The organism is Acinetobacter sp. WCHAc060033, assembly GCF_004209125.1.
Taxonomy (GTDB): domain Bacteria; phylum Pseudomonadota; class Gammaproteobacteria; order Pseudomonadales; family Moraxellaceae; genus Acinetobacter; species Acinetobacter wuhouensis.
This window is the reverse complement of the sequence record NZ_SGSW01000032.1, coordinates 1-25,221: the sequence shown is the minus strand read 5'-3', so window position 1 is coordinate 25,221 and position 25,221 is coordinate 1. Positions and strand designations below refer to the sequence as shown.

The 25,221-nt window shown below is 37.7% G+C and carries 24 protein-coding genes and 4 tRNA genes; 13 read left to right on the top strand and 15 right to left on the bottom strand.

The window, feature by feature from the left end; all coding sequences use genetic code 11:
* Window positions 1-22: 22 nt before the first annotated feature.
* Window positions 23-532: a YcxB family protein gene (locus EXE10_RS14195; protein ID WP_068973609.1), complete on the bottom strand. Its 510-nt coding sequence runs from the start codon at window positions 530-532 to the stop codon at window positions 23-25.
* A gap of 492 nt (window positions 533-1,024) precedes the next feature.
* On the opposite strand from EXE10_RS14195, the gene EXE10_RS14190 reads away from it, so the two are divergent.
* Together EXE10_RS14190 and EXE10_RS14185 are read left to right on the top strand one after the other, a co-directional pair.
* Window positions 1,025-2,320 (top strand): SRPBCC family protein, encoded by a 1,296-nt coding sequence (locus tag EXE10_RS14190; protein WP_130113805.1) that lies wholly within the window; start codon window positions 1,025-1,027, stop codon window positions 2,318-2,320.
* 23 nt (window positions 2,321-2,343) lie between these two features.
* On the top strand, window positions 2,344-2,919 hold the full coding sequence (locus tag EXE10_RS14185; RefSeq protein WP_130113804.1) for a hypothetical protein: 576 nt from the start codon (window positions 2,344-2,346) through the stop codon (window positions 2,917-2,919).
* Window positions 2,920-3,008: 89 nt separating this feature from the next.
* Here EXE10_RS14185 and EXE10_RS14180 read toward each other — a convergent pair.
* The 6 genes from EXE10_RS14180 to EXE10_RS14155 all read right to left on the bottom strand — a co-directional run bounded on the left by EXE10_RS14180 (window position 3,009) and on the right by EXE10_RS14155 (window position 6,584).
* Window positions 3,009-3,085 (bottom strand) — tRNA-Arg (locus EXE10_RS14180).
* 145 nt (window positions 3,086-3,230) lie between these two features.
* Complete coding sequence (locus EXE10_RS14175; RefSeq protein ID WP_068973606.1) at window positions 3,231-4,094, bottom strand: cysteine ABC transporter substrate-binding protein; 864 nt, start codon at window positions 4,092-4,094, stop codon at window positions 3,231-3,233.
* Window positions 4,095-4,147: 53 nt separating this feature from the next.
* Window positions 4,148-4,879, bottom strand: coding sequence for an amino acid ABC transporter ATP-binding protein (locus tag EXE10_RS14170; protein ID WP_130113803.1), 732 nt, complete (start codon window positions 4,877-4,879; stop codon window positions 4,148-4,150).
* Window positions 4,876-5,547, bottom strand: a complete 672-nt coding sequence (locus tag EXE10_RS14165; RefSeq protein ID WP_130113802.1) for an amino acid ABC transporter permease — start codon at window positions 5,545-5,547, stop codon at window positions 4,876-4,878. The genes EXE10_RS14170 and EXE10_RS14165 overlap by 4 nt, the downstream gene beginning before the upstream one ends.
* Window positions 5,537-6,196 (bottom strand): amino acid ABC transporter permease, encoded by a 660-nt coding sequence (locus tag EXE10_RS14160; protein ID WP_068973603.1) that lies wholly within the window; start codon window positions 6,194-6,196, stop codon window positions 5,537-5,539. The genes EXE10_RS14165 and EXE10_RS14160 overlap by 11 nt, the downstream gene beginning before the upstream one ends.
* 190 nt (window positions 6,197-6,386) lie before the next feature.
* A complete protein-coding gene (locus EXE10_RS14155; protein WP_130113801.1) occupies window positions 6,387-6,584 on the bottom strand; it encodes a hypothetical protein in 198 nt (65 codons plus the stop codon).
* Between the two features lie 161 nt (window positions 6,585-6,745).
* On the opposite strand from EXE10_RS14155, the gene EXE10_RS14150 reads away from it, so the two are divergent.
* A complete protein-coding gene (locus EXE10_RS14150; RefSeq protein WP_130113800.1) occupies window positions 6,746-7,411 on the top strand; it encodes a hypothetical protein in 666 nt (221 codons plus the stop codon).
* Between the two features lie 76 nt (window positions 7,412-7,487).
* Here the strand turns inward: EXE10_RS14150 and EXE10_RS14145 are convergent.
* From EXE10_RS14145 to EXE10_RS14135, 3 genes are all read right to left on the bottom strand, one after another.
* Window positions 7,488-7,564, bottom strand: a tRNA-Arg gene (locus EXE10_RS14145).
* A gap of 51 nt (window positions 7,565-7,615) precedes the next feature.
* Window positions 7,616-7,692, bottom strand: a tRNA-Arg gene (locus EXE10_RS14140).
* A gap of 15 nt (window positions 7,693-7,707) precedes the next feature.
* Window positions 7,708-7,797 (bottom strand) — tRNA-Ser (locus tag EXE10_RS14135).
* 263 nt (window positions 7,798-8,060) lie between these two features.
* On the opposite strand from EXE10_RS14135, the gene rnr reads away from it, so the two are divergent.
* The 7 genes from rnr to EXE10_RS14100 all read left to right on the top strand — a co-directional run bounded on the left by rnr (window position 8,061) and on the right by EXE10_RS14100 (window position 15,761).
* On the top strand, window positions 8,061-10,511 hold the full coding sequence (rnr, locus tag EXE10_RS14130) for a ribonuclease R (protein ID WP_130113799.1): 2,451 nt from the start codon (window positions 8,061-8,063) through the stop codon (window positions 10,509-10,511).
* An 89-nt stretch (window positions 10,512-10,600) separates the two neighbouring features.
* Entirely contained in the window at window positions 10,601-11,179 is a 579-nt protein-coding gene (locus EXE10_RS14125; RefSeq protein ID WP_130113798.1) for a hypothetical protein, read from the top strand.
* 65 nt (window positions 11,180-11,244) lie between these two features.
* Window positions 11,245-11,856 carry a hypothetical protein gene (locus EXE10_RS14120; RefSeq protein ID WP_130113797.1) on the top strand — a complete coding sequence of 204 codons (612 nt, stop codon included), beginning with the start codon at window positions 11,245-11,247 and terminating at the stop codon, window positions 11,854-11,856.
* Window positions 11,857-11,945: 89 nt separating this feature from the next.
* Window positions 11,946-14,000 (top strand): M3 family metallopeptidase, encoded by a 2,055-nt coding sequence (locus EXE10_RS14115; protein WP_130113796.1) that lies wholly within the window; start codon window positions 11,946-11,948, stop codon window positions 13,998-14,000.
* Window positions 14,001-14,042: 42 nt separating this feature from the next.
* Window positions 14,043-14,252 (top strand): YheV family putative zinc ribbon protein, encoded by a 210-nt coding sequence (locus tag EXE10_RS14110; protein ID WP_171405037.1) that lies wholly within the window; start codon window positions 14,043-14,045, stop codon window positions 14,250-14,252.
* 16 nt (window positions 14,253-14,268) lie between these two features.
* Entirely contained in the window at window positions 14,269-14,709 is a 441-nt protein-coding gene (locus tag EXE10_RS14105) for a hypothetical protein (RefSeq protein ID WP_130113795.1), read from the top strand.
* 167 nt (window positions 14,710-14,876) lie between these two features.
* The gene (locus EXE10_RS14100) at window positions 14,877-15,761 is read left to right on the top strand and encodes a DMT family transporter (protein WP_130113794.1); all 885 of its coding nucleotides are present in this window, start codon (window positions 14,877-14,879) and stop codon (window positions 15,759-15,761) included.
* A 186-nt stretch (window positions 15,762-15,947) separates the two neighbouring features.
* On the opposite strand, the gene EXE10_RS14095 is transcribed toward EXE10_RS14100, so the two are convergent.
* The 5 genes from EXE10_RS14095 to EXE10_RS14075 all read right to left on the bottom strand — a co-directional run bounded on the left by EXE10_RS14095 (window position 15,948) and on the right by EXE10_RS14075 (window position 21,690).
* Entirely contained in the window at window positions 15,948-18,146 is a 2,199-nt protein-coding gene (locus tag EXE10_RS14095) for a TRAP transporter large permease subunit (protein WP_087553847.1), read from the bottom strand.
* A 465-nt stretch (window positions 18,147-18,611) separates the two neighbouring features.
* Complete coding sequence (rrtA, locus tag EXE10_RS14090) at window positions 18,612-19,220, bottom strand: rhombosortase (RefSeq protein WP_130113793.1); 609 nt, start codon at window positions 19,218-19,220, stop codon at window positions 18,612-18,614.
* Window positions 19,221-19,332: 112 nt separating this feature from the next.
* Window positions 19,333-20,430, bottom strand: a complete 1,098-nt coding sequence (locus EXE10_RS14085; RefSeq protein WP_087553849.1) for a hypothetical protein — start codon at window positions 20,428-20,430, stop codon at window positions 19,333-19,335.
* A gap of 581 nt (window positions 20,431-21,011) precedes the next feature.
* A complete protein-coding gene (locus tag EXE10_RS14080) occupies window positions 21,012-21,401 on the bottom strand; it encodes a protein YgfX (RefSeq protein ID WP_130113792.1) in 390 nt (129 codons plus the stop codon).
* A gap of 31 nt (window positions 21,402-21,432) precedes the next feature.
* Entirely contained in the window at window positions 21,433-21,690 is a 258-nt protein-coding gene (locus EXE10_RS14075) for a succinate dehydrogenase assembly factor 2 (protein ID WP_068973589.1), read from the bottom strand.
* A gap of 179 nt (window positions 21,691-21,869) precedes the next feature.
* Here EXE10_RS14075 and EXE10_RS14070 point away from each other — a divergent pair, with 179 nt between their 5' ends.
* From EXE10_RS14070 to EXE10_RS14060, 3 genes are all read left to right on the top strand, one after another.
* Window positions 21,870-23,042 (top strand): acyl-CoA dehydrogenase family protein, encoded by a 1,173-nt coding sequence (locus tag EXE10_RS14070; protein ID WP_087554085.1) that lies wholly within the window; start codon window positions 21,870-21,872, stop codon window positions 23,040-23,042.
* Window positions 23,043-23,293: 251 nt separating this feature from the next.
* Entirely contained in the window at window positions 23,294-24,154 is an 861-nt protein-coding gene (locus EXE10_RS14065; RefSeq protein ID WP_130113791.1) for a phytanoyl-CoA dioxygenase family protein, read from the top strand.
* Window positions 24,105-24,758 (top strand): TetR/AcrR family transcriptional regulator, encoded by a 654-nt coding sequence (locus EXE10_RS14060; RefSeq protein WP_228256840.1) that lies wholly within the window; start codon window positions 24,105-24,107, stop codon window positions 24,756-24,758. Before EXE10_RS14065 ends, EXE10_RS14060 begins: the two co-directional genes overlap by 50 nt.
* Window positions 24,759-25,221 lie beyond the last annotated feature (463 nt).

Genomic DNA, 25,221 nt, shown 5'->3' with positions numbered 1-25,221 from the left:
AACAACTACATGAATTTTAAAATCATGGTTTTTTAAATGTATTTACAAAAAGTGTTTTATCTTCTGAGCTTTCAAATGCACGTTTTGGCACAATCACCACAGTACGATCTTTTAACTCAATCATATAGGTCAATTTGCCTTCAGCGAATTTCGCCACATCAGTATAGTGATGAATTTTCTTTGGACGACCACTACTGAACAATTCCAGATATTCTTGAAACAGTTCAATACCTTGCTCGCTTTTACCAAATTGATATTTCACAAATTGGCGTTTAAACATCATCGGTAAAAACCAATAACGCATCAACATTTGTAACAGCAGAAAAAAAGCACCTAGACCAATATAATACTGACCCACACTGCTGTTATTGATCACAAGATAAATCCCCCAAATGATAATCCCCACGCTCACTAAAGGCGTTAGCATTTGAGTAATTTGCTTTTTACCAAAAGTTGCTAGTTTAAAACCATCTTGTGATTCTTCTAAATTTAAATAATAACGTGCAGATAATGCAGGCTTACTGTCTGACATAGTGCTTCAATACAAAAAATTCGATGCCCAAATAGTACACCAGATTGTGCGTTGACATGATGATTTTCATCCCAAATTACACAACACCTCTATTTTTTAAAGCTAAATCATTTAAATATGTTTATTACCGATATTACGTAGCAACATCAAAATTTTGCTTTTGATCTCACTAATACAGTTGATACGCGGAAACGTCATCCGCAATTGTCTGAGGCAGGACTCATTCTAATTAAAAATGTTTCTGCGAATTAGTGAATAATTTGATGAAACTTGACGAGTTCTGCGGATGACAATGGTTTTGGGTACTTTTGCCGAAACAAAAGTACCTCGAGCCGAAGGCTAATCCTGAAATTAAAACTTTTGATGTAAGACTCCATTAAGTAAACCTTAAAATAGTTTAAAAATGAGTCACTACTTTAAAAAAGCGTAACATCAGTTATTTATAGAAAACCCTCAAATAAAAACAATTGAAAATATACAAAAGGAATTGCAATGAACCATTTTTCTGCGCCTATCTGCCTGATTTTTTTAGCAAGTATTAGTCCACTGAGTTTCGCAAAACTAGTCACTTGGTCAGATAATATTCCCAGTGCCTTAAAACCATTTGATAATAATGCCCAAGAAATTGCATCCATAGCACAAGATCAGATTTTGATTTATTCACATCCTGCTATAAAAACCTCGCTCCCTACATTGGTTAAAAATCCTCAGCCCATAGCTAAATTTTCTACCGCAGCAATCGTCGTTCCTGTCAGTACCCAAGACGTTGCCAAAACATTAAGCAATTATAATCAATATGTTGGATTATTTCCGACGCTTAAATCTGCTAAGGTTTTAGAACAAGCAGGCAATGTCAGTCAGCTCAAATATAAAATTTCGATTCCTACCCCAATTCCTGTGTTGAATTTCAATGAAGATGTCGTGATGCAACATCAAATTGGGCAAAACAGCATTTCAACCATGGTCATCAGTGGTCCTATTCCCTATGGTTTAGGTAAATTTGAATGGTTTAGTTTAGGTGAAAACAAGACCTTAATTACCCTAACCCAATGGGGTGACTTAAATCAGCCACAAGGCTTTTTATTTAAGAAAATTTTAAATGCGTTCCCTGAAGTCAAACTTGCCATTCCTAGCGGTTCAGGCGCATTTGTGATGGAGGCTTTAAAGAATAAATACACAGCTAAAAAAGTCACTGCACTGAATGCAGGACAATTACCAAGCCCTCAACTGAATACAACGCAAATCAATAAAATTGCACAAGTCAGTGCAAGTTCACAACAACCTGTAAGTTTGGTACTGAATCCAACAACTGTACCTTATACGCATGGTCGAGAAGCACTAAGATTCACCACGACATATCAATATTACAATGCCACACCACAGCAGCTGCAAAAGTGGACACAACCTTTGTCTTATAAGGAAATATTGCCCAATCAGATAAAGAATATTAAAGTTGAACCCATCACTGCTCAGGGGCAAGATACTGAGTTTAAAATTAGTGTCGGCTTAGGTGTAATCAGTATTCCGTTTGATTTTAAAATGCACTTTACCTATCCAAAACCAACTGAAAATAATTTTTATGCCAATGGTGGGGACTTGCGTTATTTAAAAGGACAGATTCAGTTTGTTGCACATGGCAATGGTGATGCTTTATTAAAAATGACCACAGCAATGAAAATTGATGACAAAGCACCTTTCCTACTTAGAGCCGCACGTAGTTTGCCATATCATGAAATGTTGCCTGCGGTTGGAGCCAATGCATTATTTGCGCAGAAAATTAAACCATAGAGTTAAGAATAGACAAGGATTATATGTTAAAGGGATGTCGCCAATATTTAGTCAGTACATGCGCATTTTTATTGGTTGCATGTGAGGAAATGCCTGAATATCAAGTTCCTATTACGCTTGAACCCGAATATACCTATGTCCCTCCACAAAAAATCGAGGCATTAGATGAACATGGTTATCTCATGTTTAACACCACAGCTTTGAGTGAAAAACCATTACATAAAATTTATGATGAATATCGCTTTCATTATGCGCATTTTCGTTGCCCTGTGAATGACCAATTTGAAGTCACAGGCTCTATTGCTGCAAATGAATTTGAAGATAACCTGATCGTTTATGAGAATCATCATTTTAAATATGATGTTTTATTTAGTATTTGTCCTGAAAATGATGCATCTAAACTGAATTGTGTCTATGAGTTTAAGCAATTAAAAACATTGCCTAAAGAACTTTCCTGTCTTGTCATTTTTGGACGAATGTTTGGACGTAGTGTGGTCATTTCAGACAATATTAAAATGGATATTTCTCAGCTTGAGCATGCGAAAGAGCATGAACCTTCCGAGCTTGAAGACACAGATCAGCTAGAAAAAACTGAATGATACTGATTGAATAATCTTATAATTTTCAGACACAAAAAAACCGCAATGAAGCGGTTTCTTGTCAATTTTACATCTTTCGATGATCAAGTTGGTGCGCTCAGAGAGATTCGAACTCCCGACCCCTTAGTTCGTAGCCAAGTGCTCTATCCAGCTGAGCTATGAGCGCGACGTCTTGATGGGACGCATTATACGCCTTTTCACTTTATTGAAAAGCGTTTTATCTATCTTTTTAGACTGTATGTTTAGGAAATAAGCACCCAATCCAAATATCGTAGATAAATCCATCAAAACATCATTAAACCCATTCAAATTTATTCTACTAGTAAATCTTTCGGATCAATCGTATCACCATAAACTGGTTTTAAGGTTTTTTCATAGGCTTGTTGAATAACACCTTCTTTAGATAATTTTTCTAAATCTTGATTGAGCCAATCCAACAATGCTTTATCACCTTTTTTCACCGCAGGGGCGATCAAGTCATGCTGACCTAGACTGGTAATGCCTACTGTATAGTTGGGATTCTCTTTTGCCCAAGCCAGAACCAAAAGATTGTCATGTGCTAAAGCCACACCACGACCATCTTTCAGTGCATCAAAGGTTTCAGTATTTTGCTCGTATTTTTGCAACTTAATTTCAGGATGTGACTTCGTGAAGAATGAATCTGCTGTTGTGCCTTTATTCACCAACAAGGTTTGATCTTTCAATTGTGCAATATCCGTGATCGGCTTGGCTTTTGGAGAAACCACTCCCAAAGATACTTTTAAATAAGGTTTCGCAAAATCAACAACTTCTTTACGCTCAGGCGTTACCGTGAAATTAGCAAAAATAATATCGACTTTATTGGCTTTTAAATATTCCACACGGTTTGCCGCTTCAGTGAGTACGAACTCAACTTTGTTTTCATCACCCAATAGATCTTTAGCAACATGCTTGGCAATTTCAACATCAAAACCTTGGTTTTTACCTTGTGCATCCAAATAACCAAAAGGTGGTTTATCACTAAATACCCCGATGCGCACCACACCATTTTTCTTAATTTGCTCAATGCTTGATACGTTTGTTTCAGTCTCAGCTTTTTTCTCCGCTGTCGGTGCATTTTTATTACATGCCACCAAACCCAAACTCAAAACTGTTGCAGCCAATACATGACTAAGATTTTTTAAAGATAAATTCATTATTTTCATCCTATTATTCACACAAAATTTACAATATCGGTTTCGCGATAAAACTAATAATTCAACATATTTAAAAAGGCTTTGGTACGTTCAGTTTGTGGATGCTCAAAAAATTGCTCAGGCGTAGCTTGTTCAATAATTTTGCCCTTATCCATAAAAATAATCCGATCTGCGACCTTTCGAGCAAATGACATTTCATGTGTGACGATCAACATGGTCATTCCCTCATGGGCAAGTTTTAAAACGACATCTAAAACTTCGCGTACCATTTCTGGATCTAAAGCGGCGGTAATTTCATCTAAAAGAATGACCTGCGGCTGCATCACCAACGAACGCACGATGGCGATTCGTTGCTTCTGTCCACCTGATAGTTGTCGTGGATAATCTTGCTTTCGCTCATACAATCCGACCCGCTTTAACAACTCATCTGCGACTTTTTCCGCTTCAGCACGACTTCTTTTTTGAACTTTAAGCGGACCAAGAAGAATGTTATCAATCACATTCATATGTCCAAAAAGTTCATAGTTTTGAAACACCATGCCGATTTTTTGACGAACATTGACCCAAGGTAAATCTGTACCTAGAACACCTGAACCTTGTAAATGAATCGTCCCACTTTGAATTTTCTCCAAGCCATTGATACAACGCAATAAGGTGCTTTTCCCACAACCTGATGGGCCGAGAATCACCACCACTTCACCTAGTTTTACGTCCAAATCAATGCCTTGTAAAATATGACTTTCTGCAAATGATTTCTGTAAATCTTGTATAGATAACAAAGTCATGGTGTCTCCCAAACTTTTTCTAAATGTGTCGCCAAACGTGATAAGGGATAGCAAATCAGAAAATATAAAATAAAGATCAAACCATAAATCCATAGCGAAGCATTCGGGACGATTAACAATGAATTTTCAATAATTTGCTGTCCGACTTTAATTACTTCCACCACACCGATCAGTACTGCCAATGAACTGGTTTTCACCATCCGTGTGAATAGATTAATTGCCCCTGGTGTAACCCGTTTTAGGCTTTGCGGAAAAACCACATAGAATAATGTTTGATTCTGGCTTAACCCCAGTGCATACGCTGAATCTCGCTGATGCTGATCTATAGACGTAATCGCAGCTCGAACCAGATCCCCCATTTCCGCAGTGCCCCAAAGTACAAAAACCACGATACATACCACCACTGCTGAAAACTGCCAATTGAACCAAGTGGCAAAACCAAAGTAGAAAACGAACAGCAAAACGAGAATCGGAATAATTCGGATGATTTCTAAATACAGACGACACAAACTTTTAATGAATAGATTTTTTGAGGTCATAATCACCCCGAAAACCGTGCCAAAAATCGCTGAAAAAAATACGGAAATAAAAGCAATTTTTGCAGTGATCCATAAGCCTTGTAGCAAGCGATAGAGATGATCTGGCTGAAATAAGTAATTAAACTCCATGGCTCACCTTCCGACTACGATATTCCAAATAACTGGTGAGAATGGACACAGGTAATAAAATAATTAGGTAAGACATAATCAGTAGAAATAATGCTTCCGTGGTTTTGTAATCCATACCAATCAAGTCTTTGGTGACAAATAACAACTCCACCACGGCGATGGCACTGACGACTGAACTTTCTTTGATAAGGAATAAACAATTCGCACCAATCGCAGGAATCGAAACAGCTAAAGCTTGCGGAAAAATAACGTATTGAAAAACTTGTACTGGACTTAACCCAATGCTTTCCCCTGAATCTATTTGCCCTTTTGCAACAGCTTGCAAACCTGCTCGAAAAGCTTCTGCCATATAGCTTCCACCAAGGAAAGTCAGCCCAATCACACCACAAGTAAAACCATCAATTTTAATACCGAGTTTTGGTAGACCGTAGTAGAGGAAAAAGAGCTGAATAAGTAGCGGTGTATTACGTGAGATTTCGATATAAATTTTGGCTATTTTGTCGAATATCTTGATTTTATACGTGATTAAGACACTGCAAATTAAACCAACCACTATGGCAAGTATGATGCTAATCATTGAAATTTTGAGTGTCGTCAGAGTTGCTGAAACAAACTGTGGCATCACACTGTAGATATATTGCCAGTTCAAAGAATTCGTCCAAATATTTTATGATGCTTTGCGCTAAAGCAGAAAAAGTGATTTGAAACAATCTTACAGTGGTTATTTTTTCTAAATAAATATTGTTATCAGATAAGCTTTTCGATAAAAATGAATGAATATTGTTTAATTTAAAAATACATTTTCTTTAAAAATATAATTCGACAGTTAGATTGCATCGTTAGTCTGTTGCAACCAACTCCAACTGCTCCATACATTCAGCACAGAAAATTACGGATTCATTATCAAAACTTTGAATCTGAAGCTCATAAACAAAGCCTGTCATTGTTCGATTACAGCCATCACATTGTTGTAGATTGAAATGACAAACAAAATCAATATGCTGGTAAATATAATATCCGTCTGTATATTTTTTCATGTTCTTTCAATACTTCTATTCTTCTCTTTATTTTAAAGCTTTTCATCTTCATTTAGCGCTTAGAAATATCACAGCGCGACAAAAATAGTCGCTCTATTCCGTTAGAATGAAAGATCGTTTATTTTAGTCCAATAGATAAAAACTTAGAAAGTAGAAAAATAATGGGACATTATTCAACACTTTGGATTGCGAAAGACAAAGAAACATACAATGAAGAAACCGATGAATATCTGGAAGTAAAATATGCCATTCCACTGTTTTGGATTGCTTTATTTACCGTTGAAGACATCACTACACTTAAAGATGAAGACGATTCAACCTATTACACATTCAGCGCATCGGTTTTAAAGGCTTGCGATACATTCAAATCAAGATTAAACATTTGGTCTACGCTTTATAACAATGATAAAGCTGAAGTTTTGGCTAAACTTTTCTTAGCGTATTTCGAACGTATTCCAACCTTTAACGTTGAATTAAATGTCACTGATATTATGGGAATGTCGATTGACCCCTTTAGTGAAGAAGCTAAAGAATGCATGATTGATATGGTTCATTTTATTGATGAGAAACAAAAAAATCCGAATTATATCTCACCATCAAAAATGTGGCTTCCTACAAATTTTAAGCTTGAAGTCCCTAAAGATCGCTATTTAGACATAGATGGTTTTGGTGAGGAATTACTGCCTTATCCTGAACTTGATCAATGGTTAAAACAAAATGAAAAAGCAAAACTAGAAATAAAACCTGTTAAATCACCATCAAAGAAACGGCTATATATCAGTATCGTTATTATGATTATTTTCACATTCATTTATTTTTATAAATAAATCAAAATTTTACAGTAATTAGCTCTCAAATCACAGACACAAAAAAACCGCAATTAAGCGGTTAATTTCATCAAGTTGGTGCGCTCAGAGAGATTCGAACTCCCGACCCCTTAGTTCGTAGCCAAGTGCTCTATCCAGCTGAGCTATGAGCGCGTACCTGATTGCCTATAAAGGCTTCGTCACTTTTCGAATACTTATTTAAATTGGTGCGCTCAGAGAGATTCGAACTCCCGACCCCTTAGTTCGTAGCCAAGTGCTCTATCCAGCTGAGCTATGAGCGCATCATAAGTATTCGTTGGCGGTGAGAGAGGGATTCGAACCCTCGATACAGTTACCCGTATGCATCCTTAGCAGGGATGTGGTTTCAGCCACTCACCCATCTCACCGTAACGAGCCGCCATAATACAAACTAAAAGCCGATTCGGCAAGGGATGACATTAAAAAAAATAGAGAAATTTACTCAATTAAATACTTTTTAAGCAATTTTCATCATTTTGTATTTTTTTTATGCTGCAAAATAATCATTTAGCTTAAAATTTAAAAAAAATTTCGTAAATCAAAATTTAAAACACAATATTGCAATCAATTACGTGCAGTATTTGCCTGTATGACTTATGCTAATCCTATCTTCTGAATAGAAACCAAATACATGATGAAAAATTGGGTCGATCCTGAAGCGAAAGCTGAAGCCGAACGTTACGACAATCCTATCCCAAGTCGTACCCTTATCCTTGAAACGATAGAACAAAAACAAGAACCACAATCACATGCTGATTTAGTGGAAGCATTTGAAATTGCCGATCAAAAAAGTATAGATGCGTTGAGCCATCGTTTAAGCGCAATGGTGCGTGATGGTCAACTGATGAAAGATGGTTTTAAATACCAACTCATGGCAGACCAACCAACCTTAGATGCGACCGTTTATGTCAACTCTAAAGGCTTAGGTGTTGCCAGTATTGATGGTAAAAAAGAAGAGTTTTTACTCCCTGAACGTGAACTGCGCCAAGTCTTCCACGGCGACCGTGTAAAAGTCCAACAAACCTCAGTAGATCGTAAAGGTAAAGCTTGGGGCTATATCACTGAAGTGACACAGCGCCGCGTGAAACAACTGATTGGTAAAGTCGCTGAATTTGAAGATGAATATTTTATTCAACCTTCAAATCCCAATGCACATCAGCCGATTACCTTAGAAAAAGAACTGATTGAGCATGCCAAAGCTAAAGTTGGCGATTCAATTCGTGTCGAAATTGATGATTATCCAACCCGTGATGAATTTGCCACAGGTCATATCATCCAATCCATGGCGGATAAAGCGGATACAGAAATCATTATTCCACAAACCATTTTAGAATATGGTTTACCGTACGAATTTCCAGAAGAAGTTGTAAAAGAAGCTGAAAGCTTTAAAGAGCCTTCGGCAAAAGATCGTGCGGGTCGTATTGATTTGCGTGATTTGCCTTTAGTTACCATTGATGGTGAAGATGCACGCGACTTCGATGATGCAGTTTATGCTGAAAAGCGTCCGGGTGGCGGTTATCGTGTTGTGGTGGCAATTGCCGATGTCAGCCACTATGTCCGCATCGGTAAACCTTTGGATGATGAAGCGCAAGAACGTGGTACATCGGTATATTTCCCACATTTCGTCTTGCCAATGTTGCCTGAAGCACTGTCGAATGGTTTGTGTTCTTTAAATCCACACGTTGACCGTTTGTGTATGGTCTGTGATTTGAATTTAAGTCGTGCAGGTCGTGTGACGAAGTTTGAATTCTACCCGTCTGTGATGCATTCAAAAGCACGTTTGACTTATACCCAAGTCGCTCAATACTTAGATGGTGACAGCAAAGCAGTTCCTGAAGATCGTGATGTTCGTAAGTCGTTAAATACACTTTATCAATTGTATGAAACATTGAAAGGTTTACGTGCTGAACGCCATGCAATGGAATTCGAAACTGTTGAAACCTATATGACATTTGATGAGTTAGGTGGAATTAAAGAAATCCTACCGCGTTCACGTAATGTTGCACATAAACTGATTGAAGAATGTATGTTGCTTGCCAACGTGGCAGCCGCTGAATATTGCTTAAAAAATGAAGTGCCAATGTTGTACCGTGTACATGAAGCACCTGAGTTTTCACGCATTCAAAAAGTAAAAGACTTTGTAAAATTGCTTGGTTTGCCATTCCCTGATCAGCCGACACAAGCCGATTATCAAAAAGTCATTGAAGCAACTAAAGATCGCATTGATGCGCCAAGTATTCATGCTGTCTTATTACGCTCAATGATGCAAGCCTATTATGGTCCGAAAAATGTCGGTCACTATGGTTTGGCTTATGAAGCGTATACGCACTTCACTTCACCAATTCGTCGTTATCCTGATCTGTTGTTGCATCGTGCGATCAAAGCCAGTTTAACGACTAAGAAATATCCGCTCTCAGGTTCAGCCTTGGATGAAGCAGGTGAACACTTCTCTGCAACCGAACGTCGTGCCGATGAAGCCTCTCGCTCAGTCACTTCTTGGTTGAAATGTCACTATATGCAGCAACATATCGGTGAAGAATTTGTCGGTGTGATTAGTGCGACTGCTGAATTTGGTTTATTCGTGACGCTGAAAGATTTATATGTCGATGGCATGGTGCATGTCAGCCAACTCGGTGATGATTACTTTGTCTTTGATCAAGTCAGTCAAAGTCTTGTCGGTCAAAATCGCGGGCAAGTCTTTGGCTTAGGCGATGAGGTGAAAATCAAAGTTGCTGGTGTGAATATTGAAGAACGCAAGATCGACTTTGAGCTGTTACAACAGCTTTCTCATGCAGGTCGTGTGATTCGTAGTCGTGCGCCACGCGTTGCGAAACCAACAGCAAAAGAAGAAGTTTTTTCTGATCGTCCTACACGTGTTAAATCGGATGCTGACAATAACAATGTCAGTGACGATGGAGAACGTCCCTTTCGAAAGAAAAAATCAAAAGGAAAGCCTAGTTCTTACGGTAAAAAGTCTAGTAAAAACAGTGCAACGAAGCCTGAAACAAAGGCTAAAGATAAAGTGAAGAAAAAGGCTAAACCGAAAAAGAAAAAGTCTAATGCTAAGGCAAAGGATGAGTAGCTTTTTAAGTACATAGTTTAGTTTTTAAATAAGAGCGCTTCGGCGCTCTTTTTGTTTATAATTATCTAAATTTTAAAATAAAATTTGCCATGTCAAAAAGTTCAATTTCTAAATATTATTACCATTATTATGTGATTTTCATTCTGTTTCTTTCACTCATTAGTGCAACTTACGGGGTTTCATCTGTTAATTTTCATGCAACAAAAGCGGTTAATATCTTTGCTCTTTGTGCTTCAATTACTCTTTACTGTGCCATCATTCTATATTTTTTCTTTTTATATCGTAAGCAACAATGGATCATTCCGCGTTCATGGAAGAATTTTCAGAAACGACCTTTGCTTTATTGTCTGATCATATTTCCCATCTGTTTTATACCTGTATTCTGGCTTAATTTTTCTCAGTTTTTTCCTATGTTTTATACGAAAGTATCAGGAATCAAATCTGTTGAAATTTTAGCAGCACATACAAAAGAACATAGCTTTAAAGGAAATACAACTTATTGCTTATCGAACAAATACTCCTGCTTACCTATTTTCAAAATCAATAAAGATGAATTTGAGCGATATAAAAATAAAAAAGTCGTTTTGCAAATCACCAGTCAAAAAAGTTCACTTGGCACAATTGTTTACTCAATTGATCATATTCGTATATCTGAGAAGAATCATTAATCGGCTCTCAAATTGCATAAAGTTCATGCTAAAATTTGAATATAAAACAAAAAGATGATGCATCAATGAAAAATATAATTTTGCTCACTCTGCTTATTTCCACAAATCTTTATGCAGAATCTATATTTACTACTCACTCTGTCCCTAAAAAATTCAGCTCATTTACAGGTAATATTCCCTACATTCAGGCTAAAGACTTTGAAAAGATCAACCAACAAATTCAACAACAACTTTTACAGGATGAGGGAGTACCGATTGACTTTGAAAGTGACAAAATTTATCAAGACCATGATTATTTAAGTATTCGGGTGAATCAAGAAATTTCAGGTGGTCATACGTATTATCGAAGCCGATATTTTGTGATTGATCTTAAAAATAAAAAACTCATGACACTAGATCAAATTATTAAAAAATATCAGCTTTCAGCAACAAATATTTCACGAAAAATTGGTGAAGAACTCAAACCATGTATCTTACCCAAAACACCAATCACCGAAGAATGTAATAGTGCTGATCTGCAATATTTATATCGAGATTATGCAGAAGATCCGCATACAATTGATTTAAAAAATGCAGATGGTTTTTATCTTAAAAAGAACATTCTAGGAATTAGTTTTGATGCAGGTGTCTATTCAGTGCCATTTGAATTCGATCTAAAAACCAAGAAAATCCAATAGCACTGTTTAAATTTATTGCCAAAGCTTGATTTCCCTGTCCAGAAGCCCTACATCTATAGATAATTCAGGACATTATTTTGGCATCACCCATGACCTTAGAAACAATGACATTAGAAAAGGCGACATTGCCTGTACCACAATTCGATCAAATCACCTTAGATCAACTCAAAAAAAATATCGAACACGCCATTCAAGATGGTCAGAGTTTTTTAAATGAACTGACACAAGTCCCAGAAAGCATCCAAACACAACTGCATGTTTTAGAAAAAGTAGATACGCTTGAAAATAATATGAGCGAATCATGGGGCGTGTTATCACACCTCAATGCGGTGATGAACAATGCTGAAACACGTGAAATTTACCAATCACTCTTACCGAGTTTAAGCGAATATTACACACAGCTTGGACAACACGTTCCGCTATTCCAAACCTATCAAAATATTCATGACAATCTAATTTTCGCAGACTTGCCTGCTGCACAACAAAGCGCAATCAAATTGGCTTTACGTGACTTTAAACTTTCAGGTGTGGCACTCGAAGGTGAAGCGAAAAAACGTTATGCGGAAATTTCAGCACGACTTTCACAACTGTCATCTGACTTTTCCAACCATGTTTTAGATTCAACGCAGGCTTATCACAAGCCATTAAGTGAAGATCAACTTAAAGGCTTGCCACAAAGCAGTATTGAACTGTTAAAACAATATGGTCAGCGACGTGAGTTAGATCAACCTGTTGCCACTTTAGATATTCCATCTTATTTGGCGATCATGACTTATGCAGAAGACCGTGCACTACGCGAAGAAATCTATCACGCTTATGTGACACGTGCTTCTGACCAAGCGCAGGATACACAGTATGACAATGCCCCTGTGATGGTTGAAATTTTAAGTTTGCGTCAAGAAATGGCGAAACTTTTAGGTTTTGATAATTATGCAGAATATTCACTGGCTTCAAAAATGGCACCTGATGTTGAAACTGTGAATCAATTCCTTGTTGATTTAGCTGAACATGCGCGTAAGCCTGCCCTACAAGAAATCGAAGAGCTGAAAGCCATTGCTCATCAAGATGGCATTGATGAATTAAAACCGTGGGACAGCACCTATTATTCTGAAAAACTCAAAGTACAAAAATTCAATCTTTCTCAAGAAGATTTAAAACCATACTTCCCTGCACCTAAAGTGATTCAAGGTTTATTCAATGTTGTAAATCGTTTATATGGCATCAAAGTTGTTGAACGTGAAGCACCGCTTTGGCATGCAGATGCGCATTATTATGAATTGGAAGATAAAGGCTTTGTGATTGGTGGTTTCTATTTCGATCTCTATGCACGTAGCGGTAAACGTGGCGGTGCATGGATGAGTGGTTTCCGTTCACGTATGCAAACAGATGAAGGCTTACAAAAACCGATTTGTTATATGGTCGGAAATTTCACGCCACCTGTTGGTGACCAACCCGCCCTACTCACTCATGATGAAGTGAATACATTGTTCCATGAGTTTGGACATGGTTTACACCACATGTTGACTGAGGTAGATAATATTTCTGTAGCAGGAACACACGGCGTGGCGTGGGATGCAGTGGAATTGCCTAGTCAGTTTATGGAATTTTGGACGTGGGATACTGAAAGCCTCGCCCTAATCAGCGAACATATCGAATCTAAAGATACATTGCCAAATGATTTGCTTAAAGCATTGTTAGATGCTCGTTTCTTCCAATCAGGTATGCAGACGTTACGTCAAATCGAGTTTGCCTTGTTCGATTTGAGCATTCACAAACTAACACCTGCTTTAAATGCGGAACAAATCCAAGCAACTCTAGATGATATTCGCAATAAATATGCGGTATTAGCTACTGCACCTTATAACCGTTTCCAAAATGGCTTTAGTCATATTTTTGCAGGGGGTTACGCAGCGGGCTATTACTCATATAAATGGGCAGAAGTTTTAGCCAGCGATGCCTTTGATCGTTTTGAAAATGAGGGCGTTTTTAATACCCAAACAGGTCAGGAATTCCGTAAGGCAATCCTTGCAGTTGGCGGAAAAGATACGGCACTTGACGCATTTATCAATTTCCGTGGGCGTGAGCCTAAAATAGATGCATTATTACGACATCAGGGTTGGACGAATAACGCTAAAAGCGCTTAAACTAAGCTTTAAAATTGTTTAAAGTGTGGTGGGTGTATGAATATTAAACGTCGTTTCATTGCTGGTGCAAAATGTCCTAAATGTGAAGCGATGGATCGTATTGTTATGCTCACCCAAAACGATGCTGAATGGATTGAATGCATCGAGTGTGGCTACTCTGAAAATCGTCCTACCCACATAGACGCACCTGAAGAGCCTGCCGTACCTGATGAAATTGGGGTAATTCAATTCAAGCCTCGTTCCTCAAAGTAGATTGGATCACAAAAAAATGCAAATAGATCAAAGGAATAATCCAAAATTAATGTGGATCATTGCGGCTGGCTTAGTTGTTGTTATTTTACTCATCGCTGTTTTCTTCTGGTTGAATAGTCCATCGAATAAAACTGCAACCAATGATCAACTAAACACATCGATAACGACGAAAAAAACTGAAGTTGTTACACCACCTGTTGCACAAGCAATTGAACAAACAGCAGCATCTGAATCGAATCATATTGAATTGGTGAATGAAACTATTTTAAAAGATAAGGTTCCTGAAAATGCGAGTCTTGCCAAAGAAGAAGTTGCCAAACTAGATGACATTCAAACACAATTGGGTGAACAACAACAAAGTTTAAAATCTCAACATGCTGATGCAGACCAACTGATCAAGCTAAAAGAAGAACAAATCAAAATCCTTGAACAGCAATTGGCTGCACAAACTCAATAATCCACGCTTAATAAAGCTTTAACTCAAATGGTTAAAGCTTTTTCAAATTTAAATATACTGTTAAGAATCAAAAACTTTAAATTATTAAAAATACACAGATCATCCTCTGAATTTTAATCGGTCAAAATTTGCTAAGATTCAACATAAATCTCGCCAATGCATCCATCATGAACACAGAATCACCCAATAACAATATTTTGATTGCAATCGGCTTACTCATGCTCTCTGCTTTTTTATTTTCAATCATGGGCGTCTGTATCCGCTATGCATCATATACTCTAGATAATTATACGATCGTGTTCTTCCGTAATTTTGTTGGGATTTTTATTTTCCTACCACTGATTTTTAATAAAGGCATTGGTTTTTTTAAAACCCAAAAATTATGGATGCATACATGGCGTGCGCTTGTGGGACTCACGGCGATGTATGGCTTTTTCTATGCCATAGCACATCTTAAATTGTCCAATGCCATGGTCTTTACTTATTCTTCACCGATTTTTATCCCATTGATTGCATGGTTATTTCTCAAAGAAAAAATTACCTTGTCGATGCTTATTGCTGCTGGACTCGGACTATTTGGTGTCATTTGTGTCGCTAAACCTGACAGCGGAATGTTCAATCAAATTTCAATGATTGGTTTGAGTGCCAGTTTTTTAGCCGCGATGGCATTTGTCACCGTTCGTGCGTTGACCAGTACAGAACCGCCTGAACGCATCGTATTTTATTTCTGTTTTATTGGCACAGTCATTTCAGCAATTCCGATGTTTTGGATGATTCGTCCTTATACAGTTAAAGAATTAGCATTTTTAATTGGTGCTGGGCTTTTAGCGAATATCAGTCAAATGTTTATGTCCTATGCCTACAAGCTTGCACCTGCGGGACAAATTGGTCCTGTGAATTATATTGCGATTATTTTTGCAGGGACATGGGGATTTTTATTTTGGGGTGAAATACCGGATCACTATAGTTTAATTGGATTTGGCTTTATTTTAGTTGCCATCATTCTGTGTAATCCAATATTACAGAAGAAATTAAATCAATTTAAACCCTAATCTCATGCTTAGAGAGTATTCATAAAATACCCGTGAATCCTCCCATATTTTATTACAATCAGTTGAACACTAAGCTTTCCCTCTTTCCTTCTATCAATCATCATTTCTCAATCATTCTTCTTGTATAACTCAGCAAAAACAAAAGCGCCCGAAGGCGCTTTCATCTATCACTATATTTTAGTTCAACTACTTGTTCGGATACCAGTCGAACAGGTTAAACAAGTATGGACCGTAGGTGACCAAGAGCAGTGAGGAGAACAACACCACGATTGGCAAGATCCAACGTTCATATCGATAATAGAAGCTTGTGTATTTGGCTTTCGCTTCTGCATCGGCGGCGGCGACTTCCGCATCACCGACGGAGAGCCTCGTCAGCAAGTGATTCAGTGCCACTGGTGGTGTCACATAACCGAATTCAAATGCAACCAATACAATCATCCAGAAGTGGATTGGATGGATACCATTCTCGAAGGCAACAGGCGCAATTGTCGCAGCTACAAGAATCACCGCACCGAATGGATCTGTGGTCATACCGATCATCGCGAGTAATAACGCCATGAAGCCAAGTGTGATCAAGATACTACCCAAATGCGTTGGAACCATAGTCACGATTTCACTACGCTCAATCAGACCACCCACACTTGCAGATAACGCCATCAAGATAATTAAAGCACCAATATGCCCCACACTTTCAGAGGTTGAGAACCAAACTGAACCTGCAAAACCACGCTTCTTCTCAGCCGTATTCCCGTGTTCACGTAAATATTCAGAATCTTGCTCATGTTGCAATGCAAGTGCTTTATTTGGATTCTCAGGTACTGGTAACTTATCACCAAAGAACTTATCAAATAAGATAAATGCCAAGAGCATAATTGGAAGAATTACAGGTGCTGTAAACTCATCCATTTTAGTGTCTAAGCCATATTGGTAGAAACCAATTACTGCAATAACCACTAAAACATAAGGAATCACAGGTACTAAAGCACGTAGCATTCCAGGTACAGCTGTTTTCGGTGAATTAATACGGAATTTATCTTCAGCAAGGAATAAAGACACACCAAGGAAAATAAATGCAGTTAACCAGAATACATAGATACCATGATCAAATAATTCATCTGAAGTCACATGACGGCTATCCAGCATCGAGATCAGAATAACAAGCAAACATGGACGGAGTACGACACCCAATGAACCTGACATTGCAGATACAGCCAATGCATATTGACGACGCGCACCTGAGTTCCAAACTTCCTTATAAATGATCGCACCCGCTGCAACGACGAAGATACCCGAAGCACCCGTATAAGCAGTTGGAATTGCAGCACCAATCAAAATGATCCAAGTCAATGTTTCTGGCGCAAGATTCCATGGGCGTAAAATCGCTAAGAATAAATCCATGACGCGTGTTTGCGTCAACAACATACCCGCCCAAATGAACAATGCTAAATTCAAGAAGATATTCGAGAACTCAGTCAACAAGCCAAGGTAAATTCCTTGCCCCATTGGATAGTCCATAAAGAAGGTAAATGCAATACCTGTGACTATCGCCATGAATGCGTATAACGGAATACTCAACATTGCGAGTCCGAAGTTACCACCCTCTTCAGCATCAGCAGGTGTACGGAACAATTTAAACAAACTGATAATGGTCAAGATGACAAATAAAATCATCCATAGCCAATATACACCTATGGTTTCGTGAGTAGACTCCACACCAGAATTTAAAACAGAACGGTATTGGCTAATCACTGAATAGCTCAGTAAGGCATTACCGATTACCATTGCGATGTTATAGACTTTGAAATCAAGTTTGGTACGCGCAGGACGCAAACCGATGTGGTGCATTTTCAATGAAGCTGTAATTGAAGCAATTACCACCATTAAAATAAGAATCAGAACGCGGTTCTCTGTACCCCATTTGAGGATCCAGAAGAAACCCGTTTCCATCGAACGATAGCTACGAATCGTTGAATGCTGTTCCATATGCTTATTGGCTTTATCATAAAAAGCATATTTTTGATTACAGTCTGATTGAGCTGAAACAAATGAAGCTCGAACATCAGCCTCTGGGGTTAAACCGAAAAACGCTGCATCCGGATCTTTTGCTTCCTGCTCCATTTTTTCTTTTACAAGCTTATCGATGTCCATATTACGGTCACACGATGGCTTGGTGGGTTCAGCACGTAAATAGGAATATTGCATTCCTATTTTCTCATCTCCATATAGACGCTCACCGAAACGAAGCATCTGTCCATGAATCATATCCCCTGTTCCAATGATCAAAGTCAACAGAAGCAGAACAAGGACGACAAAGGTTGAGATCCACTCATTCCAGATATAACTGAGTAGACCTAATCCTGATCTATTATTTACAGAATCTTGCATTGTTATTCCAGTTTTTATGCCCACCGTACAACAAACATGTACAGCTCATCTTTATTATTAGGTGATAGTAAAATCCTTTACCAATACCCATTCCTATCATTACACTCTAAAGGTGCCGTAATTTTCTTAAAAAAAACATGACAAAGATTTATTTTTTCGGCGAGTATTTTGTCAACTCATCGCTTAGTTTAAAAATTAATGTCTACACATCATCTTATGCCTATCTTTTATTCTTATTAAAATACCTTGAATTTCAAATGAATCAATATAAATAGTGACTGATTATTCATTAATCACGAAAAAATTAATAAAAATTCAGGTTTTAACTCTAAAAATGCATTATTGTAAATATTTTCTTCTCATTGTTTTAAATAAAACTAAGCAGAATCAACCCAATACACTTTCTTTGTGTTTTTGAAATATGACCATAAAATTCCTCACAGCACATCATTCATTTCAACATTTTCAATCAAAGTGCGATTCTTTTGAAGTCTGTAGTTTTGTGTTAAAAACATTGATTTGAAAAAATAAACACAACGCAGCGGCTAAACTTCCATAGATCACGCCAAGTAAGTGAGCTTGTGTCAAGACTGGATGCCCGATCAATTGCTGCGTTTGTAATGCGCCAAAAAAATGTTCCCAAACAAGCTTTAAAATGATGCCCAGTAAAATAATCAAAGCAAAATGTCTTTCTGACTTTTCTTTTAAACTCATCAATGCAGAAAAAACAAATAAACCATGCAATATGCCTGATAGTCCTGCATAGGCATAAATTTCAGGATAAAAATAATAAAAGTTCAAGCTCAATAATGGTGGTAAAACAATCAGCAAACCTAATAAAGCTTTTTTATTGATCTGCGGAAATAAAAATGGCAAACACATCAAAGCCAGCACATTTAAAACGTAGTGTATCCATCCTACATGTACCCAATGCGCTGTCCACCAACGCCAAGGCTGACTAAAAAACAAGTCCTGTCGATAAATCAAATGATCCTGAAAACATTGCAGTACCGCAAAAAAAATCAGACTGAAGAAAATAAACAATACTGTGTCATTTTGCTTAACTTGTATCATTTTCCACCATGAAAATGTAAAAAAAGAAGAGCGATCGCTCTTCTTTGATTCTAACTCATCTTCAAACTTAATGATCTTTTATCGATCAGCGCTTGCATAACGTCACCTAAAGTTAAGGTGCTACAGTTGTATCTTCAGCTGGCGCTGCTGTATCTCCAGCACCTTCTGTTGGCGCAGGCAAGTCATTAAATAACTCATCATCACCACTTGAAGCTTGTTCGTCCCAGAATGTTGTCATACCATCATCTGCAGCACGAACCCCAGTATGCTCAGTCCAATAACGATCTGCGATACCTTGAATCATTTGACCAGCCATACCATCCAATAATCTAAACTCAGGATTGATCGGCTTATCATCTGCACGTGATGCCGCATATGATTTCAATGCGCCTCTTAACTTAGCATCATCACCACTGGCTTGTGCTGCTACCGCATTCATTGCAAAAGCTAAACGTACACCTTTTTGTTCAGCAATCTGCATCGACTGTTGTAATGTTTGATAAGGATCCGGCTTACCATCACCCGCACCAGGTAATAAAATCCAAATCACTGCACGGGTCGCCATTGGCGCGCCCCAGAATTTATTATTGTCCAAACATGCCATACCACGTTCAACAATCGCGGCAATATCTTTTGGCACGTTGACAGCACCACCCGAGTTAATGTCATTGGTCATGGCTTGTAAACCACTCAACATACCAATCAGGTAAATCGTCTGATCTAAATCTTTACGCATGGTTGGACAAGAGTCGCCAAGTGTATATTTATATTTTGCTTGCCAACGTTCTGCAAAAAGTTGATAGCCCGCATATTGACGCTCTGCAGCAAGCGCAGCCCAGCGTTTTTGCTCTACGCGGGCATCCTGAGCTTCTGTCACTTTACCGTCTTTTGAGGCACGTAAATATCTAAGTTCCGCATCGAGCGCACGATTTTCAGCACACATACCCGCTGCTGAATAGAGCAATACCGCCATACGTGTAGGGTCTGCACCCATATCTTTGGTTGCCATAATTGCAGGTGTTAAAGCACTACCTGAATTACAAGCCATGTCTGTATCATTACCTGCCAAAATAGGTGGAACAATGTGCTTTTCACTGAATCCTAATGCTACATTTGCACCAGATTTAACGACGTATGAACAACCTGATAAAACAGATGAGGCAACAACTGCGGTCAGCATCAATTGACCAAACTTGTGGACCTTAGACATACTTCCTGTCCTCTATATAATTGTGTTTATATCCTTTTTCACTCACAATATCAGAAGCTACTTCTGAATAAAAGAGTAATAGCTCTAATTTTATCTCAACAATTTGCCATACTTCAAATGTTGTGCAATTGACCCAATGTGATTTTTATCAAAATTTTAGGCAAAAAAAGCAGCATAGCGACGGTTCGGCACATGCTGCTTATTAAACGGTAAACTCTAAGAGAGCTTATTTGTTTTGAGTTTTCTAAATTTACGGCTAATAAATGTATTACTGTCCGCTTTCTCAATCTGTTCCCTCAGCATAGTTCCTAATCTTCCTACAGTAATCGCAAGTACAATTGCGACGATTAGAAACCAATACGTATGAATTTCACCCATTTGGAAATTCCTCATTCGCTGTTGGTAGGTTTAATTTACCTGTAGAATGAATTATTCATCATGAAAATTGTCTAACAATTCTATTTTGCTGTGATTTTCATGCGATCTCGTCTAACAATGTTTATTATTTAGACATATTTTTATGTAAGAAATTGTTTTATAATAATTATTAATTTTATCAAAAATTTAGAATTGTTTAACAATCAATTCAATCTTGCACGTGTTTGCATCGATTTCCATTGTTGTTTAGATAATTGATCACACCAAATGATTAAATTTGGGTCTTCTTTGTTTTGAAAAGTGATCACAATATACAAAGAGTGATTAAGTATTTTTTTGACTTTCACTTGTTGAATCAACCTACAATCAGCCTGTTGTAAACTCCACACATCATGATCAAGTTGTTCTAAACAAATAACCGTAGATTGCTTCCTAAATAATTTTAATATCAATAAAGCAATGCCCAGTAAAAGAATACACAACCATATATTCAATAAAAAAGACAATAAAATAGTGATACACAAGAGACTAAAAAGCTGAAAACCCAGTGCAACACGACTGGGTTTTAACGCATAGCGCTGATGCATACTCACATCAATTCACTTAAAAATTGATTCATCAGAATCAACCATGAACATAGTGTTTGAGTTTATTAATCAAATCTCGTAACTCAGGACGTGGCGGTTCTGACACTTCCATAAACCAGTCCAATAAATCAGGATCTTCTTGATCAACCAATTCTTTAAAAAGTAACTTTTCTTCAGCATCTGCCTGTAAGTAATACTGTTTTACATAAGGGTCAAAATATACATCGATTTCTTTTAAACCACGACGTGCGCGATAAATCACTTTACGTTCTTCTAAAGTCAGTTCTTCAGACATCATTTTCCCCTATGGTAAATTCTGCATTAGTTTACCTGATTCCCCATAAATTTCTTGCTAAATTCTACCAAATGACCAAATTCATCATTTAAAAATGGGTTTTGAGCATTCATCTCATTGCGAGTCTATTCTTTTTCACATAATTTCAAAGCACTAAAACTCATATGGATATTATAAAAATGCAATCAGGTGCAATCCGACCTTTAGCAAATATGTTACCACGTAAATTATTTAATGCTGAACATGAAGCATTTCGTGAAACTGTACGTAAATTTTATGAAAAAGAAGTCGTTCCCAATATTGCCAAATATGAAGCTCAACAACATGTAGATCGTGATTTGTGGAATAAAGCGGGTGAAATGGGCTTACTCTGTGCAACCATGCCTGAAGAGTATGGTGGTTATGGTGTAGATCGCCTTTACAGTATGATTTTGATTGAAGAACAAGCTTATGCCATGGATTCTTCAACAGGTTTTTCTTTACATTCAGACATCGTTGCGAACTATATCAATAACTTTGGTAATGAAGAACAAAAGAAACATTGGATTCCAAAAATGGTCTCTGGTGAAGCAGTCACTGCAATTGCGATGACTGAGCCAGGTACAGGTTCAGATTTACAAGGTGTACGTACCACTGCTGTTTTAGATGGTGATGAATATGTTATCAATGGTTCTAAAATTTTCATCACCAATGGTTACTTATGTGACATGGCAATCGTGGTTTGTAAAACAGGTAATTCTGACAAAGGTTCTGCCAACTTGTCTTTAATTATTGTTGAAGCAGATCGTGCTGGTTTCACCAAAGGTAAACCGCTCAATAAAATTGGGATGAAAGGACAAGATACTTGTGAATTGTTCTTTGAAGATGTGCGTGTACCGAAAGAGAATTTACTCGGTATGGAAGGTATGGGCTTCATCATGCTCATGAAAGAGTTAGCATGGGAACGTATGTTGGTTGCGATCATTTGCCAAGCAGGCTCTGAAGCAGCTTTAGCGCACACTGTTCAATACACCAAAGACCGTAAGGCTTTTGGTAAACCGATTGGTGCTTTCCAAAATACCCGTTTCAAACTTGCTGAAATGCGTACAGAAATTGATTTTTGCCGTGCTTATTTAGATCGCTGCATGGAACTACAGCTTGAAGGTAGCTTAGGCGTAGATGCAGCTGCGGCAGCAAAATATAAAATTTCTGAATTATTCTCAGAAGTTGTCGATGAATGCCTACAATTACACGGTGGCTATGGCTATATGCTTGAATATCCGATCGCCCGCGCTTATATCGACAACCGTGCGAACCGTATTTATGCAGGCACCAATGAGATCATGAAAGAGCTCATTTCACGTTCAATGTAAACAAATTGTCAATAAATTCAAAATAGATCAAGGAGCGAAAGCTCCTTTTTCTTCATCTACCTTTCGTAATCCGCCGTTATCTTTAACAAATCAATTTAGGCTATAACGGATAAACCACACTGCAATCAAGTTTCGTTAAATTCATCTATATTAGCTATAAAAATAATACTTTACATAAAATTTTACATGACCCATTTGTATTTTATTTAAAATTGAATTAAATTCAATTCAAAACAATAAGGAAGTTTAAAATGACAAAAGTAGTTAAAAACCTCAATGAATTAAGTCAAGACTTAGCAGGTCGCCACACATGGACGAAAAGTACTGGAACTGAAGAGATTGATCCTGTACTCATTGAAAATGATCTAAAAAATTTGTTAACGGATGGTTATGTCATTATTCAAAACCTGTTAACGCATGAAGAACTAGAGGAGATAAAACAAAACATAAATCCCCTATTGAATCACACAGGACGAAATACATTTGAGGGGGTTAAAACTCAGCGTGTATATAATGTTCTTGCCAAAACTAGAGCAGCTGACAAAATGGCACAGCATCCACGTGTCTTAGCCTTGCTTGATCGCATTTTATTGCAAAACTATTTGTTATCTCAGATGCAAGTCATCAAAATTTTACCTGGTGAAAACGCACAATTATTGCATACGGATGATGGGCAATATGTTGTGCCCCGCCCAAGGAACGCTATTGGTGCTGCAACAGTTTGGGCAATCGATGAATTTACCACAAGTAATGGTGCAACTTCAGTTATCCCAGGCAGCCATCTTTGGGATGGGGAAAGAACGCCTCTCGAAAGTGAAGCTATTCCTTGTGTAATGCCCGCGGGATCGGTTGTAGTATTTCTCGGTACCTTATGGCATGGTGGTGGAGCAAACCATTCAAACGCTGCGCGTTTGGGTTTTACATGCCAATATTGTGAACCTTGGTTGCGTCAACAAGAAAATTTTATGATGGAAGTGCCACTGGAAACAGCAAAGGGACTGTCTGAAGATTTATTACGTATGATGGGATATAGTATTTTCCCACCGTTTTTTGGGATGGTGGATGGCATGCATCCTAAAAGATTACTGGAACATCAAAATACCAATGAATAAACCTAAAAAAAGTAAGGTTAGAGATGCTTCAATAAGCACATTAACCCTTATAAATGCAGCAAATGAAATTATGATCGAAGGTAATGGTCATATTGAAATGGCTGAAGTTGCGCGTCGTGCTCAAGTTTCCGTTGGTTTAGCCTATCATTACTTTGGCTCTAAAGCAGGTCTCATCGCTGCAGTTGTCGAAGCCTTTTACGATAAACTCGATGCGGAAGTTTTATTTTCAGTATCACATGAATCTGATTGGCTAAAGCGTGAATGGGAACGTACTTTAAATCTTGCAATTTTTTATCAGAGCAATCCTCTGTCAACGGTAATACTTGGCTCATTACGAAGAGAATCTATCGTTGTTGATATAGAGCAAGCCAGAATAACCGCACAGATTGAAGAAGGAACTCGTAATTTTCAAAAAGGTCAACGACAAGGCGTAATCCGTCAAGATATAGCAGCACATGCTCTTGCTGCTTTTGTCTTGGGTGGTGTGCGAGAACTTATGCGTTCAGCACTTCAACAACCACAAGATCAGCGCCCTATGGCTGAAGATATAGCAAAATCTGCATGGAAATTGATCGTTCCATGTATTTCTCTTGAATACAAATAAAGTTGAGCGATAAAGCGAAAATCACCACTCAAGCTTTTGCTTATTATTTATGTCCGAGATGAAATTTATTAGGTATCTCTTGATCAAATTTTACAATATCGTCCTACCCTTATATAAAAAGTAAAAAAGGAGCCAACGCTCCTTTTTCTTGTTCCAAGCAAAATACCAGCCAATCCCCAAGATAGTATTTTCGCTGAATCAGTTGAGCTATTTATGCAGTGTAGAATACCATTGATGTTCTATATCACTTAAAACTCAACCGCACTTTCAAATGCTTCAATCCAATACTGAAAATATACGACGAACGATCAGCACACCACATTTGACTGTATTATTATGGTCTGGTGACAGTTCGTCCATGTTTGCGACTTTGTGTATTTTTTAGCTGATACTAGGCGTGAAATACGAAACTTAGTTATTCTAAGTGAGTAGTTCACAACAAAGTAGCAGCAAAAAATACACT

Excerpts from the sequence above, each read along its gene's own strand:
- EXE10_RS14195 (WP_068973609.1), bottom strand. The coding sequence starts at position 532 with ATGTCAGACAGTAAGCCTGCATTATCTGCACGTTATTATTTAAATTTA.
- EXE10_RS14190 (WP_130113805.1), top strand. The coding sequence starts at position 1,025 with ATGAACCATTTTTCTGCGCCTATCTGCCTGATTTTTTTAGCAAGTATT.
- EXE10_RS14185 (WP_130113804.1), top strand. The coding sequence starts at position 2,344 with ATGTTAAAGGGATGTCGCCAATATTTAGTCAGTACATGCGCATTTTTA.
- EXE10_RS14175 (WP_068973606.1), bottom strand. The coding sequence starts at position 4,094 with ATGAATTTATCTTTAAAAAATCTTAGTCATGTATTGGCTGCAACAGTT.
- EXE10_RS14170 (WP_130113803.1), bottom strand. The coding sequence starts at position 4,879 with ATGACTTTGTTATCTATACAAGATTTACAGAAATCATTTGCAGAAAGT.
- EXE10_RS14165 (WP_130113802.1), bottom strand. The coding sequence starts at position 5,547 with ATGGAGTTTAATTACTTATTTCAGCCAGATCATCTCTATCGCTTGCTA.
- EXE10_RS14155 (WP_130113801.1), bottom strand. The coding sequence starts at position 6,584 with ATGAAAAAATATACAGACGGATATTATATTTACCAGCATATTGATTTT.
- EXE10_RS14150 (WP_130113800.1), top strand. The coding sequence starts at position 6,746 with ATGGGACATTATTCAACACTTTGGATTGCGAAAGACAAAGAAACATAC.
- rnr (WP_130113799.1), top strand. The coding sequence starts at position 8,061 with ATGATGAAAAATTGGGTCGATCCTGAAGCGAAAGCTGAAGCCGAACGT.
- EXE10_RS14125 (WP_130113798.1), top strand. The coding sequence starts at position 10,601 with ATGTCAAAAAGTTCAATTTCTAAATATTATTACCATTATTATGTGATT.
- EXE10_RS14120 (WP_130113797.1), top strand. The coding sequence starts at position 11,245 with ATGAAAAATATAATTTTGCTCACTCTGCTTATTTCCACAAATCTTTAT.
- EXE10_RS14115 (WP_130113796.1), top strand. The coding sequence starts at position 11,946 with ATGACCTTAGAAACAATGACATTAGAAAAGGCGACATTGCCTGTACCA.
- EXE10_RS14105 (WP_130113795.1), top strand. The coding sequence starts at position 14,269 with ATGCAAATAGATCAAAGGAATAATCCAAAATTAATGTGGATCATTGCG.
- EXE10_RS14100 (WP_130113794.1), top strand. The coding sequence starts at position 14,877 with ATGAACACAGAATCACCCAATAACAATATTTTGATTGCAATCGGCTTA.
- EXE10_RS14095 (WP_087553847.1), bottom strand. The coding sequence starts at position 18,146 with ATGCAAGATTCTGTAAATAATAGATCAGGATTAGGTCTACTCAGTTAT.
- rrtA (WP_130113793.1), bottom strand. The coding sequence starts at position 19,220 with ATGATACAAGTTAAGCAAAATGACACAGTATTGTTTATTTTCTTCAGT.
- EXE10_RS14085 (WP_087553849.1), bottom strand. The coding sequence starts at position 20,430 with ATGTCTAAGGTCCACAAGTTTGGTCAATTGATGCTGACCGCAGTTGTT.
- EXE10_RS14075 (WP_068973589.1), bottom strand. The coding sequence starts at position 21,690 with ATGTCTGAAGAACTGACTTTAGAAGAACGTAAAGTGATTTATCGCGCA.
- EXE10_RS14070 (WP_087554085.1), top strand. The coding sequence starts at position 21,870 with ATGCAATCAGGTGCAATCCGACCTTTAGCAAATATGTTACCACGTAAA.
- EXE10_RS14065 (WP_130113791.1), top strand. The coding sequence starts at position 23,294 with ATGACAAAAGTAGTTAAAAACCTCAATGAATTAAGTCAAGACTTAGCA.
- EXE10_RS14060 (WP_228256840.1), top strand. The coding sequence starts at position 24,105 with ATGGCATGCATCCTAAAAGATTACTGGAACATCAAAATACCAATGAAT.